At 30.9% G+C, this 15,961-nt stretch carries 16 protein-coding genes and 3 pseudogenes; 12 read left to right on the top strand and 7 right to left on the bottom strand.

Annotated features, from left to right (window positions below; all coding sequences use genetic code 11):
* Positions 1-246 precede the first annotated feature (246 nt).
* Entirely contained in the window at positions 247-459 is a 213-nt protein-coding gene (locus tag MTO68_RS03355) for a hypothetical protein (RefSeq protein ID WP_244015010.1), read from the top strand.
* Between the two features lie 27 nt (positions 460-486).
* Here the strand turns inward: MTO68_RS03355 and MTO68_RS03350 are convergent, their stop codons facing one another.
* Both MTO68_RS03350 and MTO68_RS03345 read right to left on the bottom strand, forming a co-directional pair.
* Positions 487-1,527, bottom strand: coding sequence for a putative phage abortive infection protein (locus MTO68_RS03350; RefSeq protein WP_244015008.1), 1,041 nt, complete (start codon positions 1,525-1,527; stop codon positions 487-489).
* Positions 1,508-1,849: a helix-turn-helix transcriptional regulator gene (locus MTO68_RS03345; protein ID WP_244015006.1), complete on the bottom strand. Its 342-nt coding sequence runs from the start codon at positions 1,847-1,849 to the stop codon at positions 1,508-1,510. Before MTO68_RS03345 ends, MTO68_RS03350 begins: the two co-directional genes overlap by 20 nt.
* Before the next feature lie 92 nt (positions 1,850-1,941).
* On the opposite strand from MTO68_RS03345, the gene MTO68_RS03340 reads away from it, so the two are divergent.
* From MTO68_RS03340 to MTO68_RS03330, 3 genes and pseudogenes are all read left to right on the top strand, one after another.
* Positions 1,942-2,133 (top strand): hypothetical protein, encoded by a 192-nt coding sequence (locus tag MTO68_RS03340; protein ID WP_244015004.1) that lies wholly within the window; start codon positions 1,942-1,944, stop codon positions 2,131-2,133.
* Positions 2,134-2,365: 232 nt separating this feature from the next.
* Positions 2,366-3,477 (top strand): annotated as a pseudogene (locus MTO68_RS03335) (toprim); the annotation flags it as partial.
* A gap of 99 nt (positions 3,478-3,576) precedes the next feature.
* The gene (locus MTO68_RS03330; protein ID WP_244015002.1) at positions 3,577-3,867 is read left to right on the top strand and encodes a hypothetical protein; all 291 of its coding nucleotides are present in this window, start codon (positions 3,577-3,579) and stop codon (positions 3,865-3,867) included.
* Positions 3,868-4,202: 335 nt separating this feature from the next.
* Here the strand turns inward: MTO68_RS03330 and MTO68_RS03325 are convergent, their stop codons facing one another.
* A complete protein-coding gene (locus MTO68_RS03325; protein WP_244015000.1) occupies positions 4,203-4,571 on the bottom strand; it encodes a hypothetical protein in 369 nt (122 codons plus the stop codon).
* A 547-nt stretch (positions 4,572-5,118) separates the two neighbouring features.
* On the opposite strand from MTO68_RS03325, the gene MTO68_RS03320 reads away from it, so the two are divergent.
* A complete protein-coding gene (locus tag MTO68_RS03320; protein WP_008942454.1) occupies positions 5,119-5,523 on the top strand; it encodes a transposase family protein in 405 nt (134 codons plus the stop codon).
* A gap of 37 nt (positions 5,524-5,560) precedes the next feature.
* Positions 5,561-5,953: pseudogene (locus MTO68_RS03315) on the top strand (transposase family protein); the annotation flags it as partial.
* A gap of 213 nt (positions 5,954-6,166) precedes the next feature.
* Here the strand turns inward: MTO68_RS03315 and MTO68_RS03310 are convergent.
* Positions 6,167-7,233: pseudogene (locus MTO68_RS03310) on the bottom strand (site-specific integrase).
* Positions 7,234-7,560: 327 nt separating this feature from the next.
* Positions 7,561-7,992: a hypothetical protein gene (locus tag MTO68_RS03305; RefSeq protein WP_180181384.1), complete on the bottom strand. Its 432-nt coding sequence runs from the start codon at positions 7,990-7,992 to the stop codon at positions 7,561-7,563.
* A 133-nt stretch (positions 7,993-8,125) separates the two neighbouring features.
* Between MTO68_RS03305 and MTO68_RS03300 the strand changes: the two genes are divergently transcribed.
* The 6 genes from MTO68_RS03300 (at position 8,126) to MTO68_RS03275 (ending at position 14,522) form a co-directional block, all read left to right on the top strand.
* Positions 8,126-9,694: a hypothetical protein gene (locus tag MTO68_RS03300; RefSeq protein ID WP_244014998.1), complete on the top strand. Its 1,569-nt coding sequence runs from the start codon at positions 8,126-8,128 to the stop codon at positions 9,692-9,694.
* A 69-nt stretch (positions 9,695-9,763) separates the two neighbouring features.
* Positions 9,764-10,732, top strand: coding sequence for an IS30 family transposase (locus MTO68_RS03295; RefSeq protein ID WP_235663160.1), 969 nt, complete (start codon positions 9,764-9,766; stop codon positions 10,730-10,732).
* Positions 10,733-10,739: 7 nt separating this feature from the next.
* Positions 10,740-12,113: a hypothetical protein gene (locus tag MTO68_RS03290; protein WP_244014996.1), complete on the top strand. Its 1,374-nt coding sequence runs from the start codon at positions 10,740-10,742 to the stop codon at positions 12,111-12,113.
* A complete protein-coding gene (locus tag MTO68_RS03285) occupies positions 12,106-12,570 on the top strand; it encodes a response regulator (protein WP_004891443.1) in 465 nt (154 codons plus the stop codon). The genes MTO68_RS03290 and MTO68_RS03285 overlap by 8 nt, the downstream gene beginning before the upstream one ends.
* On the top strand, positions 12,551-13,717 hold the full coding sequence (locus MTO68_RS03280; RefSeq protein WP_180181382.1) for a hypothetical protein: 1,167 nt from the start codon (positions 12,551-12,553) through the stop codon (positions 13,715-13,717). Before MTO68_RS03285 ends, MTO68_RS03280 begins: the two co-directional genes overlap by 20 nt.
* A 208-nt stretch (positions 13,718-13,925) precedes the next feature.
* Positions 13,926-14,522 (top strand): recombinase family protein, encoded by a 597-nt coding sequence (locus tag MTO68_RS03275; RefSeq protein ID WP_180181381.1) that lies wholly within the window; start codon positions 13,926-13,928, stop codon positions 14,520-14,522.
* A 36-nt stretch (positions 14,523-14,558) separates the two neighbouring features.
* On the opposite strand, the gene MTO68_RS03270 is transcribed toward MTO68_RS03275, so the two are convergent.
* Together MTO68_RS03270 and MTO68_RS03265 are read right to left on the bottom strand one after the other, a co-directional pair.
* Positions 14,559-14,762 (bottom strand): AlpA family transcriptional regulator, encoded by a 204-nt coding sequence (locus MTO68_RS03270; protein WP_026056749.1) that lies wholly within the window; start codon positions 14,760-14,762, stop codon positions 14,559-14,561.
* Positions 14,763-14,864: 102 nt separating this feature from the next.
* Positions 14,865-15,830 (bottom strand): phage/plasmid replication protein, II/X family, encoded by a 966-nt coding sequence (locus MTO68_RS03265; RefSeq protein WP_244014994.1) that lies wholly within the window; start codon positions 15,828-15,830, stop codon positions 14,865-14,867.
* Positions 15,831-15,961 lie beyond the last annotated feature (131 nt).

The raw sequence follows: 15,961 nt of genomic DNA, 5'->3' as shown, positions 1-15,961 counted from the left end.
CGATTCTATTTTGGGAGGTTTAACGCATGCTTCATTTTTTGAGCAGCCTTTGCGCACCTCCGCTTCTAATTCAAATTGTGTGACATCCTGTTAATTCAAATTTGTAATTAACTCAATTGATTTGATAGAAATTTTGATTTTACTACAAAATCAAGTGTCTTAATACGACTTATTCAGCCGCACAAGACTATATTTTTTCAGCATTTTTTTGCAGAATACACCCATGATCAACAGATAGGGGGAGAAATGAGCTCTATGATTGAAATTAACAGTCATAAAGATATGACAGCAGAACAAGTATTGGATGAAATTAGATACCCAATAGAAAATCTTGAATTATTTCTATTGGCAATGACAAAAATGAAAATCGATATTCCCCTGAGTGACCAGGAATTTACCTCAATTATAAATACATTACATCACCAGGTTTCGCAAATCGCCAAAGCCGTACAAACTTAAAGAAATAACCCCAACTTAGGTTGGGGTTTAATTAAATTTATTTTTGAAATGGTATTTCCAATAGGGACTTGCAAAATAACTTACATCATAGAACTTAATAGCAAACGTATTAAAATCTTCCCCTGAGAATTGAATAAATATTTCGGAATTTTTCATAAAATCCATAAAAACTTGATAGGTAGGTCCAATAAAAAACAAAACCACTTGCTCTTCATATGACATTGAATTACTGATAATTCTAAAGTAATCCTTTTTCTCATCAATGTCTAAGTCAGACTCAATGACCATGTTAATTAATGATTTGTAATTTAGAAAATAAGAATAAAGTGTACTATTTTTAAAATCATCAAAATAAGCGTTACACTGCATTAAGAAGAATTTTTCAATAGATTTTTTATCTTCATTTTCAATGTCTATAGAAATTATTTTTAAATGACTAATTATTTGATTAGCTAACTGCAATAATAAACTCTCTGCTGTAACTTTTCTATGACCATCATCCATTTCAAGTAAGTAAAAATTGAGACCTTCTAAGTTTTCTTTTTTAAATTTAAGAAATGAAAAAAATTTATTATTAAAAATAGAAATCTGTGATTCTTTTATCTGTTCATTATGAGTAGCTTGCGATAATTCCAATTGTTTAGTAGAAACGTCCATCGATTGCTTAAGTTGTATGTCAGCTAATTCTTTAGCATGAAAAATCTGTTTTTCTGTTGCTTCACGAGCTTGCTCTAGCTGTTTTTTTGTATCTTCGCTTGCCTGCTGAAGTTGCTTTTTCATTGCTTCACGGGCGTCTTCATTAGCTTGTCGTTGAAGCAAGGTTGCATACACTACAAAGGCTAAAGTTGCAGAAGTAAATATAGTATTAAGACTGCCATATATATCTCCAATAGGACCTAACTTTGTATAATCACTTAGTTCTGACTCTGGAACATGCCAAAAATGAATTGCGAAGAAATTAAAAAATACTGGAAAAGATAAAAGAAGGAATATCACAAAAACAACTAAATTAGCCCAGCCAAAAGTCTTCCAACAAAATATTTTTTTCTTATTTGAATTGATTTGCATAAGTCTCTACCAATGAAACCAAGCCCCCACGCATTTCTTCACGTGTTTGACGGTAAAGCGTGATCAGCTTCAGTTCTTCTTCAGAGAGCTCACTGTTCTTCACTTCAGCACTCCCCCAAAGAATATATGCAATATTAAACCCTTGATCTTCTAGTAAATCGAGCTGATCCATATCAAGCGGTGCATTGTGTTTCTCATAACGAACAATAGAGTTCTTTTTTACTTGAAGTATTTCAGCAAGTTCATCCTGAGTATTTATCCCCAAGCGCTTTCTTTCATCGCGTAAACGTGTACCATGATTATTTAAATCATCATTTTTCATACTTTTTCCAATAAAATCACTTGAAAATCACCATACTTAATACTATATTTGGAGATACAAAGTATCTAAGTACGTTTTTTGGTGATTTTCTCATGTCTAATACAAATGATCAAACAAAACCTAATCACTCTAATCTGACTCAAGTCCGTTGGACTGATAATCAATTAAAAGAGCTTAAAAAAATTGCCTATGAGCAAGACACTAAAGTGGCGGTATATATTCGTGATTTTATTGTCAAACACCACCCGCAATTAGATCCCCAAAATAAAGACAAGCAATTGTAGTCAAAGCATTTTTAAAAGCATTCGTTTGCTACAAAAATGTAAAAAACACACAAACTCATACAGTTATATCTAGATAGAAGATTTAAATGACAGATATCTCAAGACGCATCGATGAACGTCTAAATCAGATCTTCAACTTCAAACGTGAAGGTGATTGGTACCGACAAGGTCTATGCCCACAGTGCAGCAAAAAAGAGTGCTACACACATGCTTTAACTCCACGTGTTGTTAAATCCGATCGATACATAGCTCTTATCCACTTATTGAAATTATCGGTCAAGCAGGTGCTGGTAAGTTCCACTTAATTGAATTTTTGTGAAAATTAAGCGGTCGAAAAGATTATGAGGGATTTGATGCCAATAAATCTGCAAACATAGCTATTTATCATAATTTTGCTCAAATATCCAATCTTCCAGTAGTTCTCATCAAAGGGATCGTAATGATGCAAAAGGTAATGGCATTAAGCAGGCAAAGTTTAGTTGGGATGAATTGAAAAATGCATTTAACGGTCATGCAATTCGTTCAAAAGGTTTAAAAACTACAGGCAATGAAACATATGAGCCACCTTTTCGTGGTGCAATTATGATTTCACAAAACAGTGCAATTGCTGCATCTGAAGCCATTTTAACTCGTACCTTACACCTAGCTTTTGATCGTAAGGGTCAATCATTGGAAACAAGGCGAATTGTCGATTCTCTCGACCGTATAGAGTTAGAAGATGCATGCACCTACATGACCCATTGCTTACACAAAGAAAATGAAATTCTTACGACATATCAGGAAAGATTAAAAAGCCTTGAAGATCAATATCACAGTGTAGGTATCACACATACACGTATTGCCCTATGTCATGTACAAATCGCTGCTTTGATTGAAGCGATTGCGGAGCATGTGCTCAATGGCTTTCTTGATTATGAGGAAGTGGCTTCAGCACAAGATATGTTGATGGAAATGGCACAACAACGTGTAGACCAACTCAATGGCGATTGCCAAGAAGTTGAGCAATTCTGGGAAGCTTTTGAATATCGACAAAGTGGTAGAAGTAGCGCATTTAGTCTGAATCATCATGAACATGACGCTCAAACTGTCGCAATCAATCTTAACGAAGTTTATAAGGTCGCAGCAATGCAGTACCAAAAACTTCCTGAAATTTCTGTGATGAAAAACTTACTCAAGTCATCACAACGCTTCAAATTTATCGAATCAAACCGAGCTGTAAGCTCAAATCGTTTTCCAACAGATGCTGTGAAAAATTTAAATGCTGACAGTGAAATGCCAGAAAGACGTCGCACAGTGAAATGCTGGATTTTTTCTAACCCAAACTATGAAGTGACTCAACTATGAATCAAATACAAATAGAAGATGATGTTTTTAATCCTAATTCTCTACCTTTTATTGATGATGAAACAGTCGAACCAACAGAAGATTTAGAGGACTAAATATATGGAAATAGATTCTTTACTTGAAAAAGCACTTTTGAAAATTCTAAAGCAAATTGATGCAAAGCCAATTATTCCAATTGAATGCCAACTTTGGGATGAGCATGACATAGCCATTTACTTTAAATACTCACTCGATTACACCAAACGAAATGTGATTACCAATAAGAATTTTCCACCTAGTCGGCAGTTACCAACGGATCCACATGGCGACCGCACCGTACCACGCTGGAAAGCAACAGATGTAATTAGTTATGGCTTGGCTTTTGATAAAGCCAATGTCCATTATTGCTAAATTTTTATTTAGGTATTTATGAACAATCTAGAACTAACACTCAGGTGAGATTATCTTTACATATTTACTCTAAGTTTTATAAAAATTGACGAATTGTATTGTATTCTATGCGGATCAATCTTCGATGAGTCTTAGCGAAAGACAATATCAGATGCAAATTTTTTAGAGTAGAAAATTGCAGAATGGCCGGGTGGGTAATGAATTATTGAAACAATATTAACAAGATATTACCGATTAAGATCAAAACATCAAAGTAATTTACAAGTTCAAAATTTCAAATCTAGAGGGCGCTCCCTCCCGCCCTTTTATCAATTTAAAAAGATTTACGTTATTTATTAATTAACTTTTATCTTATCGTGTTTTTCTATCTTAATGAGATGAACAGTATCACCATCCTTATTCCAAACTGTGTTGCCCAATCCCCAATAGAACCTAAGGGTACGACTTTCATCATTGTATGTTGGGACTACGTTTTTACCTTTTTTAGTGTAAAGATAGACTATTTCTCCTGGATATAATTTCACACATTCAAAATTATAAACATGTCGATATTTATTTGATATAGCACCATTCTCAGTGTAAGTATTATCCATAATAAGGAAATCATCTAGCCAACATTCTTTCTTCACCTTAAATTTGACACGTTCACTATCAATATCTCCAGCATCAAAAACATCTATTAAATTTAACTCACTTACCGCCATTACAACACCTCATGTTAAAAATTGATTAGCATTATTACTACTCTACTTTTTGTTATTAGCTAACAATATTTTAAATAGTAATTTCTAATAAATGATGTTCATTGATGATTATTTCAAGCCTTATACTATTTTTTTATTAGTAATCTAATGATAATAATTATACGTCTATTTTGTTTCGTTCAATTTTTTAAAAAATTATTTAAAAGCATTTGATAAATTTATTTCAAGCAGGTAAATTAAGAAAATCTTTATAATTTACCTTTGTTAATTGATTATATAGATTAAAAATTTGCTTAAAAATCACAGGAACTTCAATATGACAATCAATATCCAAATTTTAAATCATCAGAATCTTAATGACGCATTTAGCGATAACTGGGATGCTTCCTATATTTTAGAATTTAATGTTACTATTAGCAAAATTAATCAAAATGACACAAATTATACTAATCAAGCTAATAGACTTCCGTCATAAATCAAAAAACGTACAATTTATTTGATCTTAAATTAATCAGCAAAATTATTTAATTCAAGGGATAATCCTTGGATGAAATTCAAAGATATTCAAAAATTATCAGACGTTAAGTTTCGTAGGCTTACCGGTGTTAGTTGGGCTACATTTAACCTCATGTTGGCCGAGCTAAATAAGCATTTACCTCGTCATATTGGTAAAGGACGACCGCATAAATTACCGTTGGAAGATCGCTTGCTCTTATGTATAGAATATTGGAGAGAATATCGAACATTTTTCCATCTTGGTATGAGTTACGGTGTATCTGAAACGAGTGCAATTCGTATCACACGTGTTATTGAAGATACCTTAATCCGTTCTGGAAAATTTAACTTGCCAAAACAACTTCCTAATCGAGATGAAGTGGATTGGGAAGTTGTTGTGATTGATGCAACTGAAATATTAGTTCAACGTCCAAAAAAAACAGAAGAAATGGTATAGCGGTAAAAAAAAGCGACATACCTTTAAATTTCAGCTATCTATGCACTATACAACAGGTGAAATACTGAGTGTATGTGGAAGTCATGGAAGCATGCATGATTTTAAAATATTTAAAAAAAGTATGAGGAAATTAAAATTTAAGCCCTTTTTTATCGTTGATAAGGGGTATTTAGGGATAAAAAAATTGGGTTTTGGATGCCTCATGCCATCTAAAGCAAAGAAAACTGAAAAATTAGATTCTGAATTAAAAAAGTTAAATAGAGAGATTGGTCGTAGACGAATTCAAGTAGAGCATGTATTTGGAAGGATGAAATGTTTTAAGATTTTATCTTGTGTATATAGAAATCGTCGTAAAAGATTAAACCTGCGGTTTAATTTACTTGCTGGCATATACAATTTAGATTGGGTGAAAGATAAACAATTAAATTGATTGAAAAATGATTTATGAAGGAAGTCTAATATACGTTTAAAAGAAAATTTATGGTCAATTTTTCTTAATTCTGAAACTAAAAATTCACTATCAAATGATATTTTAGTTATACTAAAAAATAAATTAGAGGATTATGCAAAACAATTAAATCCTTAATCATAACTATACTCCTCATAGTATTAAGAATACCATGAGGAGTATCATAAAATTAATTTATGTCAATAACTTACTCAAACCTACTGTTTGATTCAGCTCATTTAATATTTCATCATTAGTTGGATTGTAATATGTTAAAGCCTGCTTAGAATCTTTCCATCCAAAAATCTTACAAAGCGTTAGTGCATTTTTAATACGTCTTGCCATAAGCGAAGCTGCTTCATGTCTTGAATCATGAAAAGTTAAATCAGCATTTTCTAAACCTGCTTGTTTTCTAGCTTTACGAAACAATACATCTCTTGAAGAATCATTTACAGTGAACACTTTGGGACTTCCCTTTCTATCTACTTTTAGAGCCAATGCCCATAAATTCAAAGCAAAGTCATCCAAAGGAACCTTTCGAGAAGATCCATTTTTGGTATCATCCAATTGAACATAACGATTTGATAAGACAATATCACGTGGCAGACGATTTACGATTTCTCCAGATCTCATTCCGATAGCCAATGCAATCAACCAAATCAAAGCCACTTCTTGCATTTTAGTTTCAGGCACAGTGCCAGGAATGTATTTCAAAGCCTTCAGCATTTTTTCAAGTTCGTGCTCTTCTACACGACGTTCTCTGTTATTAGGCTTCTTTGGCTTACGGATCTCTTGAACTGGATTGAAAGTAATCCACTTTTTATCCAACTTGCACCAATTAAAAAATGAAGATAGCAACGAATAGTCTCGCAAAATTGTAGAAGCTTTAAGTGGTCTTATAGATCTCTTAGTAACTGTTTCTTCCCATTGTTTAATAAATTCACTTTTATAAGTCTGGAGTAGCCAATCAACATTGGGGAAGACTTCTTTAAAATAATTAATTCGCTGACGTTCTTTTTTTGCAGTTTTTTATGAATTGAAACTTCATCACTATATCGCTGTAAGGCTTCGCGAAGTGTAAGTACGATTTTACTCTGCAAAGCAGTTGTTGTTGCTGCATTTAATATCAGATCTCTTTCAGTTGCTCTGCTCCAGTTTGTTGCATCAATTTTCTTATCAAACGTTTTTGTTTTACGCAAACCATGTAATTCAACGTCTGCTTTCCACTTTTTATTTGGTCGTTGATAAACCGAAATACTCATCTATAAATTAACTCCATAAATTATGATCTCACCCGGGTGGAAAACGGGTGGAGATATATACCAAAATATCCCAAAAAATACCGTAAAAAAACATAAACGCCAGAAACGACAAAGCCCCAAGCCTTTGATATATAAGGCTTGGGGCTTTGGAGAATATTGCTATTCTGTATTCTGGTCCGAGGGTCGGGATCAATATATTAATATATCCAATTGTTTTAACTAAATTTATTTAAATTAAAAAACTAAAAGGTACTCACCAAGGTACTCATTTTTAAAATTAGAAACTCTGCTATTACAATAACTTAAATAAAAAACAATCCTAAAATCTTAATGATTAAGCGTAGACACCAACTTAATAGCTTCTACTTTAAAGTCATCTAGATAATGAAAGTCAGGGTTAGGTAGCCTAGGAAAAAGTGCTTTTAACGCGTATTCACTACTTAGCCCTAAAACATCCTCATCTAGCATATAAACATGATAGCTTAAATCAGAAGCAATCAGGGATAATTGAGCAAGTAAGTCTTCAATGCTCTCTGCACTGTAAAAATCCTCCTCCCCCTCTGAACTTCCAATTTTTCCACTTGTAACATGAGCATGATAGTAAAGCGTATTTTTTTCTATTACTTCGTCATCTATGGTCAGATTTACAAATAAAAAAGAATCATCGCCATCATATGCCACCCCTATCATGTATGCATTGAAATCCCTTAAAGCATTATTTTTATCAAGGATATAGTCAAACGCATCTTTTAACTTCATTGTGTTTCCTTATCTAATAAAATCGGATTAATCAAGGATGCAAATTATTGACCTAAGCCCAATTAAAAGTGAATGAAATTAAATCAAATTAGCAGTAAAATCTTTAGCTCAATCAAGGGGGCGCAAAAGATAGATGAACATAAATACAAATACCAATCACTTTAATATTAAAAAAATGACAATTAATCAAGCAGAGTTTCTTCAGAACTTTAAGAAATTAGATGTTGCCTCTCGCAATCTTTTACGACCGATTCTCTTTGATCCAAACCAAGATCAAATTAAAGTTTTAAATAAGTTTAGAAAACTTTATCAGTACAAAGATTTAGTAAAAATTTATAATGCTCTAACTAAGATTGAAGATTATGAAAGAAAAGTTATTCCTGATTACTTCCCCACTACGGCCCAAGTTTATGATGATTTTCAACGCCTAAAATGTATTGAGCTTAAAAAACAAGTAAAGATCGTAGAACTATTAGCATTACAAAATAAAAACAAGTTAAATGATTTTTTTAAAAAAATAGATGGTTTAAATAAATTAATTATAACCAAAAAGTATAAAGAATCTGATTCTGAAATTGAAAAAATTTACCAGAAATTTGGTTATAGTCATTTTTTATTAAGGAAAATTCTTCTAATAAAAGAATTAAATAATGATAAAAATAATCTAAATTTTGTTCAAAAATTTATTAGTGAATACAATTCTACAGGTAGAAATTTAATTATTAGCTCATTACAGCAATGCTATCAAATCGATATAGATTATTTAGGACTTAAAAAGTCTATAATTAATAGACATGAAAAAAGCTTGTTTTGCAAACACATATCAGAAATACCATTCACATATTTACAAAGCCACAATCTTGAAGAAATAAATGAAAAATTATTAAGCAATATACAAAGCTCTTTAATTGATGGTTTGTTTTTTTTAAAATATAACAATAATTTTCTAAATTTAAAAGATCTAGATACTATTGACAATGTTATTTCAATAAAAAACCCATCCATAGATTTAAATGACTTAGCAAAATTCTATATAAATAATTACGAAACAGATAGTGAAGATATATTTTACAAACATTCCAGTGCATGGTATGAGATTGATGATATTTATAAATATAGAATTTTAAATGACAATTTCTATAGTGAATCCATGGGAAAAATTGAAATTAAAGAACAACTACATATAATAAATGAATGGATAGCTGATTTAAGTTTAGATGAACTATCCATTTCCCAAAGTTTGACGAAACATAATTATTTAGATTTAAAAATCCTAGAAGAATCTGGATCTATAACACGCTCTTCAATTTTTAATCACATTATGATGAAAAATGAAGGTAATGTAATAATCTCATTATCAAGTTTATATAATTTAATGGGAAGAACCCAAGATCTATCACGGACAGTAGATCAAAAATACTTAAGAATGGCAGCAGAAAAAACGGACTGTCTAGAATCACAGATCATTTTTTATCTCCTTATAGGTAAAAAAAGTAGAAATGAAAAAGATAATCATCGATTAAAGAAATATATTCAAAAAATTACTATTGAAAGATTTAATAGCAATTTAGTCGACTTTGTAAAATACTTATCGACAAAATCAAAAGCTGTGGCTGAGTATACTTATGAATTATGCACAGAAGATTTCATTGCAACAATGGGCAGAGTAAAACTTGAAGTGCGACATAAACCACCTAATTAATTTAAAGGGTTTATGGAGTATATAAAATTGTCATACCATCATCTTAACTTTGAAGATCGTACTGCATTAATGCTTGAATCAAGAAAAGAAGGCTTTTCACCCAGAAAATTTGCTGAACTTATTAAAAGACATCCTAGTACGATCTATCGTGAACTTAAAAGAAATAGCATCAATGACGTTTATCAAGCCCGATATGCTTCTGATCACACCTTCGCTAGACGTAGACGTGGTCATAGAAAACTCAAAATCGATTCAATCCTTTGGAAATTTATTGTTGAAGCGATCCGTTGTTTATGGTCTCCTCAGCAAATAGCAAAGCGTTTAAAGACATTTCCTGATTTGGATCAAACAATGAATGTAAGCCATACAACGATTTACTCAACTATACGAGCATTACCAAAGGGTGAGTTGAAAAAAGACTTATTATCCTGTCTGCGTCATGAAAATAAAAAGCGAAAAGCTAACGGTGAACCTAAAAAAGATTCTATATTACAGGATATTAAAACTATTCATGAGCGCCCAGCCGAAGTTCAAGAAAGAAAAATACCGGGTCATTGGGAAGCCGATTTAATTAAAGGTAAAGACAATAAAAGTTCGATAGCAACACTTATTGAACGAAATACACGGCTCTGTATCTTGGCAACATTACCTGATGCAAAGGCAGAATCCGTGCGCAAGGCTTTAACTGAAGCTCTGAAATATTTACCTGCAGAACTGCGTAAAACGTTGACCTATGACCGTGGACGTGAGATGTCAGAACATAAAAAACTCGAAGAAGATTTAGGCATAGATGTATATTTCTGTGACCCACATTCACCCTGGCAAAAAGGCACATGCGAAAATATGAATGGTTTAATTAGGCAATATTTACCTAAAGGGATTGATTTAAATCAGGCAGATCAGCATTATTTAAATCAAGTTGCCATGTCACTGAATACTCGTCCTAGAAAAGCGTTAGATTGGCTTACACCATTAGAGAAGTTTGCTCAGCTTGTTGATTATCATAAGGCTTTTGAAACTGTCGCACCTCATGTTTGAATTCGCCATGTCTCAAATTATTCCTACAACTTTAAAAATAACTGAAACAAGAGCAGATCTACATACTTGGATGGGTGATTTTACAGGCGACAGACAATATAATGATAGAGCAAGAACCCTTCTAATTGATCATCAAATTAATAGAATAAGAAATGAAATTGATGACAACAGAATTTATGTCGATTCTTATAGATTTAATGAATGGATATGCGATGATATATTAAGGGAATTTAATAGCTGTTTATCAAGTTTGAGCCAAAATGGTTTATTAGATTATTATGACTCTCCTCAATTATTATTACTAATAGAAAAAGCATACTTTGAATTTTGTAATAATAAAATATTTGGAATTTCATCATATCTTGGTCGGAGAATTAGACATGGTACTTTTAAAGGACATTTGTTTTCAAATGTAATTATCCCTTTAGAGGAACAATACGAAGTTCTTCTGTCCGACCCTTCCTTTCTAACCCAATGGAAAATTTGGAAAAATGAATATGAGAAAAAAATTGATAATATCATTCGACATAATTTACATATTAAATCCACCAAAAATAAAGATGGTTTAATACAAACTGACCTAAATTCTCCTAGTAAAACAGATGTTGCTTATGCTTGTGCCAAAAATATAATTTCTGAATTTATTTCAAAAAATGGCACTAGTACTTTAAGTACCGTTATTGTTGAATATTGCTGGCGCTTAATCGTAATTGATTTAAGAAACATTAATGATTTTCTTAAAAATCAAAAAAATGAAATATTAAATAAAACAAAAATAGAACAATTAAAAATCAATCAAAATCAAAGAATTAAAGAACTAACAACTAGTTTTACATTAGAGTTACATAGAACAATTAATGATAAATTTATTTCTATATATGAATGGTTCAAAAGACCTCATTCAGTGGCTCCTAAAGCAAGTTTATCACTTCTTTTTAAAGCTGTTATTGAAGAAGTCAGAGACACGTTTCCTTTGTTCAAAGATATAGATGGAGATAATCAATTCGATTTCGAGTTGTTTGGTGGAGCGTATCATGTTATATATGATGCATTATATGTGATTATCTATAATGCAGCGAAACATGGAAAACCAACTAGCCATTTAGAAAAATTCTATACAATTGATCCATCAAATTATAAAATTATAGTTTCTGTTAGCTCTGATATAAAAGATAGCGACAACGAAGATTATATCAATAGCAGACTCCAAGTCGATCAAGAAATGGACATTGATAATGCACAATTATCTGAAGATCGAAGCGGAATAAAAAAACTATACCATCTTATGAAATATGATAATAATTTCGTAATTGAAAAAATTGAATGTTCAAACCGCAAAGTAAATATAATATTCTCATATAAGGTATTACATAATGTTTGATATTTTAATTGTAGAGGATGATAGTTTTAAATTAAAAAGTTTAAAGGATTTTCTCTATGCCAATATGGTAAATATTAATATTGTAGTAGCTACAAACCTTCAAAATGCTATAACCCTAATCAATGAATCTATTTTTCACTTAATATTAGTTGATATGGCAATACCAAGCCATCCTATAGAATCAGGAACAGGTTCCCCAATAAGCTTGCTGAATGGAGGCTTACAAGTAATTCTTGAAATTCAATATTTAGATCGTAAAGATGATTGTATCGTTCTGACTCAATATCCTGATGTTGAAATATGTGGTGAATATTTTCCTATTGATCTTGCCTCTTCCAATATTAAAGATTTGCTAGATTGTACCGTGTTAGGATGTATACAATATTCAGAAGATACAACAACATGGAAAGAAGACCTCAAAGAGCTTTTACAATCGTATGAAAATTTTAATTCTTGAAGATGAAACCCATAAATTTAATTTAATTTCAGAAGAAATTTTAAATTTTAACCCTGACATAAAAATTGATCGTTCTGAAGATCGTACTAATTTTATCAAAAAGTTAGAGCGTGAAATTTATGATCTAATTATTATTGATTTAATTGTACCTACACATCCTCAAAGTGACCCAATCGATTTAAGTGGATCGATTATATATGACTTAAGAGATGAAGATTGCCCAAATATTAGGACTCCTGTACTTGCTCTAACACAGTTTGATGCCGTTGCTATTGATAATTTTGAAGAATTAAATAGTCATAATATCAATGTAATAACTTTTTCTTGTGAAAAAGAAGCTTGGAGAAAACCACTTCTACAGCGCTTAATAGATAATTTTCCCCCACCCAAATATGATTTTGTTATTGTATGTGCTTTACCAAAAGAAAGCATTGCATATAGAAGTATAGGTCTAGACATTTCTGAATCTAAATCAATTCAAGGTCTAGACTGTTTAGATATTAAACTAGACAGCCTCAAAGGATTAGTAATTACTTGCCCTAGGATGGGATTAGTTGATGCAGCTATTACTTCAACTATGGCATTACAGATATTCAAACCTAAGCTGATTGCAATGAGTGGAATTTGTGCAGGAATAGAGGGGGAAGCAGAAATTTATGATATTACTATTCCCGAACTATGTTACCAACATGATTCTGGTAAATGGACTGCAGATGGATTTACACCTGAACCCTACTCAATTCAGCTTGATCATACAGTGAAATTAAAGATCAAAGAATTAATTTCTAGAGAGGGATTTGTTAATCATATCCTTAGTGATATTTCTCCTAATAGATCTGAAATACCTCAACATCTTGAAAAAATTAGCACTTCCATTAAATTAGGTATTTTATCTAGTGGTAGTGCAGTAGTTGCAGATGAAAATTTTAATAAGATTATAAATATGCAACATAGAAAAATTGCAGCATTTGAAATGGAATCATATGCTCTTTATGAAGCGGCAAGATTAACAGATTTTAAACCAATGTTTTTTAGTGCTAAAGCAGTTGTTGATAATGGGACACCAGGAAAAAATGATGACTTCCATAGAATAGCTTGTCTAGTATCTGCAAAAACAACCATTGAAATTATTAAAGTACTTCTTTGATAAAATTCACAAATGGTTCTAAACCTCTAGAGCCATTTGTACTTTTAAAATCACAACTCCACATTCTAGCAAACATACTAGTTCTTTATTATTTGACTATACCTTTAAAATAATTTCTTAAAAGCCTTATTTTTTTATCAAAAGAGTTCCTGGCAGGAATTAAATTATTAATTTATCATTTTCGTTGCAAGTTAATAGGTAAATAATAATGACTGTTAGAATTTATGTAAGAGCAAGTACGAAAGAACAAGATGCAGAACGTGTATTAGATGACTTGAAAAAATTTGCAAAAAATCATATTGAAAGTGACCTAATACAATATATTGAGAATGAGTCAGGTACTAAGTTGGAACGCCCAATTCTAAACAAATTACTTGAAGAATCATCCAATGGAGATATTTTATTAATCGAAAGTGTAGACCGCTTATCACGGCTTTCTCAAAATGATTTTGAAATACTGAAGAATCGTATCAAAGAAAAGGGATTAAGATTAATAGTTGCTGATTTGCCCACTACACATATGCTAGTTGCACAAGATGAAAGTATCACTAGCTCAATTCTAACTCTTATTAATAATATGCTGATTGATCTCCTAGCCACTATGGCTAGATTAGATAATGACAAACGCAGAGAACGCATTAAGCAAGGTTTAATGAGAAGTGGCTACATTCCAACTGGAAAAAAGGCGAACTTAGAAAAGCATCGAAGAATTAAAGAGCTAAATATTAAAGGGCTAACAAAAGAAGAAATTGCAAAAGCCGTCGAGTGTGGAATAGCAACTGTGTATAGAGTTCTAAAAAATTAGTAAAAAAAAAGCGATACAAAAGTATCGCCTTTAAAATCATTGTGTTATTGATTGATTGGTTTTATTATACCACCAAAGTTCTACTGCCTTAGCATCAAAATATACGGCGGATTGTCTATTAGTTCCATCCTTAATTGGACGAGGAAATTTTTCATCATTATTAATTAATTTAATCAATTTATCTTGTTTTATAGACAACATGTAACACACTTCTTTTTTTGTTAGTCTTAATTTCTTCATTTCTATCATTTTCTTCCCCCTTTTTTTCTTTTATATTTCTTATTATTCTTAATTTTAGATTTGCTTTAGATTTATCAATATTTCTATCACTTATGATTATTTTCATTTTAGTAGCTTTCTTTGTTCATTTTTTATATTTAAGTCTATACCATACTCATTTAAAATTTTTTTCTTCTTTAAATGAATCATTGTCCTAGAATAATAATCTGAAATACAGCCTTCTTCATAAAGTGTTATAAATTTTCTATCAGATTTATTTTCTATATCTAGAATATTATTTCTCTTATCAACATTGGGAAGCTTTAATTTAGAAAATACATCATCGAACATTCTTCTTATTTTTTCTAAATCATTCCATTGGCTTGCATACATCAAATTCCAGTCTTTAAGTTGAGCATTTAGAATTTTACACTCTGCTCTAACCATTCTTTCAGCAATTTCATAAATTTTTGGCTCTATAGAAAATCTTTGATTTTTTTCTCTCAACTCATTTCCTTTGTGATAATACTTTAAACTCCATCTAGTTTTACTACTCATACCGAAATAACAGCCATTTTTATATAGTTGTTTAGCCTTATAAGGAAAATAACCAAGCATTTGTACATTATTTAAATATCTTAAAGCATCTTGCTTAGATGCAAAAATATAATCAAGTTTCACATCAACTCGATATACTCTGAAATTCCCATTCTTGATATTTTTAAACTGTTCTTCTGAAAAAGAAATCAAATCTTTAGACTTTAAAACATTAACAAATTCCACAATCAAATTAAGTAAATTTTTTTCACCAGTAACATTTTGTGATTTCAACCACTTATAAATATTTCCTGAAACATGAATATAATCTTTTTTGTATGTCAAAGTAACAGTTTTACCTTTATCAGATGATATAATTTTAGGCTTAAATTTTATCTGACAATTTTGATCAGACAATTTATAAACGTCATCGACTGTATCTAAATGCAAAGTTGTATACAAGATTGAACCCTCTGTAATTTTCTCTGCATTCCCATCAACAAATAAATCAAAATCAATCCAATCTATTTCATAATTATTATTTTTCTTCATATCAAAATCTCCTTTTTTTATAATTTTTCCAAATTAGGAACAAAAAATAGAACCCAATAAAAAAATTATGGATTCAAAATTAAAATAGTATTTTAAAAAATTAAACAATTGTCGCCTTAATATATATAATA

This window comes from Acinetobacter sp. NyZ410 (assembly GCF_022828975.1).
Classification (GTDB): domain Bacteria; phylum Pseudomonadota; class Gammaproteobacteria; order Pseudomonadales; family Moraxellaceae; genus Acinetobacter; species Acinetobacter guillouiae.
This window is presented reverse-complemented; position numbering and strand designations above follow the sequence as displayed.

Excerpts from the sequence above, each read along its gene's own strand:
- MTO68_RS03355 (WP_244015010.1), top strand. The coding sequence starts at position 247 with ATGAGCTCTATGATTGAAATTAACAGTCATAAAGATATGACAGCAGAA.
- MTO68_RS03350 (WP_244015008.1), bottom strand. The coding sequence starts at position 1,527 with ATGCAAATCAATTCAAATAAGAAAAAAATATTTTGTTGGAAGACTTTT.
- MTO68_RS03345 (WP_244015006.1), bottom strand. The coding sequence starts at position 1,849 with ATGAAAAATGATGATTTAAATAATCATGGTACACGTTTACGCGATGAA.
- MTO68_RS03340 (WP_244015004.1), top strand. The coding sequence starts at position 1,942 with ATGTCTAATACAAATGATCAAACAAAACCTAATCACTCTAATCTGACT.
- MTO68_RS03330 (WP_244015002.1), top strand. The coding sequence starts at position 3,577 with ATGGAAATAGATTCTTTACTTGAAAAAGCACTTTTGAAAATTCTAAAG.
- MTO68_RS03325 (WP_244015000.1), bottom strand. The coding sequence starts at position 4,571 with ATGGCGGTAAGTGAGTTAAATTTAATAGATGTTTTTGATGCTGGAGAT.
- MTO68_RS03320 (WP_008942454.1), top strand. The coding sequence starts at position 5,119 with ATGAAATTCAAAGATATTCAAAAATTATCAGACGTTAAGTTTCGTAGG.
- MTO68_RS03305 (WP_180181384.1), bottom strand. The coding sequence starts at position 7,992 with ATGAAGTTAAAAGATGCGTTTGACTATATCCTTGATAAAAATAATGCT.
- MTO68_RS03300 (WP_244014998.1), top strand. The coding sequence starts at position 8,126 with ATGAACATAAATACAAATACCAATCACTTTAATATTAAAAAAATGACA.
- MTO68_RS03295 (WP_235663160.1), top strand. The coding sequence starts at position 9,764 with ATGCTTGAATCAAGAAAAGAAGGCTTTTCACCCAGAAAATTTGCTGAA.
- MTO68_RS03290 (WP_244014996.1), top strand. The coding sequence starts at position 10,740 with ATGTCTCAAATTATTCCTACAACTTTAAAAATAACTGAAACAAGAGCA.
- MTO68_RS03285 (WP_004891443.1), top strand. The coding sequence starts at position 12,106 with ATGTTTGATATTTTAATTGTAGAGGATGATAGTTTTAAATTAAAAAGT.
- MTO68_RS03280 (WP_180181382.1), top strand. The coding sequence starts at position 12,551 with ATGAAAATTTTAATTCTTGAAGATGAAACCCATAAATTTAATTTAATT.
- MTO68_RS03275 (WP_180181381.1), top strand. The coding sequence starts at position 13,926 with ATGACTGTTAGAATTTATGTAAGAGCAAGTACGAAAGAACAAGATGCA.
- MTO68_RS03270 (WP_026056749.1), bottom strand. The coding sequence starts at position 14,762 with ATGAAGAAATTAAGACTAACAAAAAAAGAAGTGTGTTACATGTTGTCT.
- MTO68_RS03265 (WP_244014994.1), bottom strand. The coding sequence starts at position 15,830 with ATGAAGAAAAATAATAATTATGAAATAGATTGGATTGATTTTGATTTA.